General features: G+C 44.8%; 4 protein-coding genes. All 4 read right to left on the reverse strand.

Annotation, left to right across the window (positions count from 1 at the left end; translation table 11 throughout):
• Positions 1-167: 167 nt before the first annotated feature.
• Entirely contained in the window at positions 168-545 is a 378-nt protein-coding gene (locus AAFH99_RS01765; RefSeq protein WP_406828490.1) for a hypothetical protein, read from the reverse strand.
• Complete coding sequence (locus AAFH99_RS01770) at positions 545-763, reverse strand: hypothetical protein (RefSeq protein WP_043320700.1); 219 nt, start codon at positions 761-763, stop codon at positions 545-547. Before AAFH99_RS01770 ends, AAFH99_RS01765 begins: the two co-directional genes overlap by 1 nt.
• A 139-nt stretch (positions 764-902) precedes the next feature.
• Positions 903-1,190 carry a type II toxin-antitoxin system RelE/ParE family toxin gene (locus AAFH99_RS01775; protein WP_406828491.1) on the reverse strand — a complete coding sequence of 96 codons (288 nt, stop codon included), beginning with the start codon at positions 1,188-1,190 and terminating at the stop codon, positions 903-905.
• Positions 1,187-1,453 carry a CopG family ribbon-helix-helix protein gene (locus AAFH99_RS01780; RefSeq protein ID WP_406828492.1) on the reverse strand — a complete coding sequence of 89 codons (267 nt, stop codon included), beginning with the start codon at positions 1,451-1,453 and terminating at the stop codon, positions 1,187-1,189. The genes AAFH99_RS01775 and AAFH99_RS01780 overlap by 4 nt, the downstream gene beginning before the upstream one ends.
• Positions 1,454-2,250: the final 797 nt, after the last annotated feature.

Genomic DNA, 2,250 nt, shown 5'->3' on the forward strand with positions numbered 1-2,250 from the left:
ATTTTATCAAAATCTACTAGGTTTTTAGAGTTTTTCTACAGCCTGAACGCCCAGCGCAGGCGCAGCCAGCGCGGAGCACCTTTTGTGTTAATTTTTGAGCGCCAGCGAGAACACAAAAGGTGCGTAGCGTTGGCTGTCGCTCTGCCGCTGTTTGTTAGCAATGTGGGTCAAACTAGGAACTCTATTGGATCCTTGGACTTGAAGTCCCGCTTACGCATGACTGTAATTGCAATAATTTCTCGATAATCCAGGCCAGATGTATCTCTTGTAAGCTCGACAGCACACGGTATATTGATGTCAGTTTTTGAGCACCGAATATTGAACGTATCATGATGCTTAAGCTTCACCAGCTTTCCGATATAGACCGTTGTGAGCCGGTTAAAAATACTATGTAGTTCAGTGATAGTAATATTTGGCACGTTTCTTGGGTGGTTCATTCTATCCTTGACAAAATGAACTGACATTTTGAAAGTGAGGCGCTCTTGAGAGAAGCGCTCATTCAGAATGCTTTCTAGCAATGAAATTTCATCAAGTGCGATACCCATTATTTCTCTCCCTGAAATTTCTGGTAAAGCTCAGCTAGTTTCGTATTTAATTCTTCCGTTGAATGAGCCGTAATAGATCCGGCAGATTGAGACTCTCGTACCGTTCCAATTCGAACCTCAAATTCTTCATTATCAAAAGAATCAACAAAAACAGACTTCCCCGTTTTCTCGTCAATGAATGAGGCAAAATTGTCCTCAATTGACATGTCAAATTTCACGCCGATCTCCTTTTAACGTGATTGAATTGCTAACGCCGCGCTCAGCCGCGGCTAACTTTGGGCGCTTTATGCGCGATAATGGGAGCGTAGCGACCGCGCATAAAGTGCACAAAGTTAGCCGTCGGCCTGCAGCGCTTTGTTATGAGCCGCGGCCCGCCTCCTTGGTATGCCAAAGCCTCAAGATGTAAATGGCATCTACAGCCACCAAATAGCGGACTACGTATTTACCGATGTACAGGTCTCGAATTTTATCTGGGTCAGGAGCACGAGAAACTGGAATACCAATTTGGGGAAAGTCTTCAAGTTTCTTGATGCCCTCCAAAAGCTCGCCAGCTATACGCTGCGCCGCAATTGGATTTTTCTCAGCAATAAACTCTCTAAGGCGGGTGAGATCTGCAATAGACTCCGGTGAATACTGCAAAATCATGGTTTAGGTGGCGCCTTTTCATTTGGGCCGCCCCAGCTCTGCAGCCAGGATTCTACCTCCTGGCCGCTAACCGCTTTACCGGACTTGATAGAATCAAGCGCCTCCAGGGTATCTGACCAAAGAGTCTCTTCCATTTCTTTGCGCGCAATAAATTCCCTAATTGCCTGATTAATAAGGTAATTTTTACTTCTATCTAGCTTTTTTGAGAGATTTTCAAGCGGGATTTCGACCTCATTATTGAGGCGGATACTGGTCAAGCTCATGACACACCCTCCGATGTATTCACATGTATTACATTATAGTACTGCGAACTATCAGATCATGGAAGCTCATAACGCCGCGCTCAGCCGCAGCTTACTTTGGGCGCATTTTGCGCGAAAATGGGAGCGACAGCGACCGCGCAAAAGGTGCACAAAGTAAGCTGTCGGCCTGCAGCGTTTTGTTATGCATTGACCGCACAGTGCCTCCGAGCGATTTTGTAGAGTACGTCGCACTGCTCTCTACTTAAGCCTGACTCATGGCATTTTTCGCGAAAACTATACTCTTCTCTTACTGAACCGCAGAAATTTTTAACCGAAAAATGGGGCGTAACTTCTAAGCACGCTTGATAGTAAGAAGGAACAAAATACTTTTGTACCAAAATGTTTTCTTGAAAGTAACCTGCTACCTTTTTAATGCAATACATTCTGTTTGGTGAGCTGCTGGAAGTAAGCTCTGATTTTGCGCGACTCTGTAGCTCAGCCGTGTAGTTGCTAAACCATTTGCTAGCATATACTGCGCCAGCTATGACGCAAACTACAAGAAGAATACGAGCTACTCGATACCCTAAGAATGCTACTTTATTCTGACTGCGCGCGAAATTTATACGAAACAGAAGGTATTCTACTTTAACTATTTTGTAGGCTACATATGCACAAACCAGCCATACAAAGATGTAGAGATACTGTAAATACTGGAAGTACATACTCTAGTTCCGTATTGCATAACGCCCAGCGCAGGCGCAGCCAGCGCGGAGTACCTTTTGTGTTAATGTTTGAGCGCCAGCGAGTAACACAAAAGG

Origin of the sequence: Microbulbifer sp. ARAS458-1, from assembly GCF_045348205.1 — a bacterium.
Classification (GTDB): domain Bacteria; phylum Pseudomonadota; class Gammaproteobacteria; order Pseudomonadales; family Cellvibrionaceae; genus Microbulbifer.

Excerpts from the sequence above, each read along its gene's own strand:
- AAFH99_RS01765 (WP_406828490.1), bottom strand. The coding sequence starts at position 545 with ATGGGTATCGCACTTGATGAAATTTCATTGCTAGAAAGCATTCTGAAT.
- AAFH99_RS01775 (WP_406828491.1), bottom strand. The coding sequence starts at position 1,190 with ATGATTTTGCAGTATTCACCGGAGTCTATTGCAGATCTCACCCGCCTT.
- AAFH99_RS01780 (WP_406828492.1), bottom strand. The coding sequence starts at position 1,453 with ATGAGCTTGACCAGTATCCGCCTCAATAATGAGGTCGAAATCCCGCTT.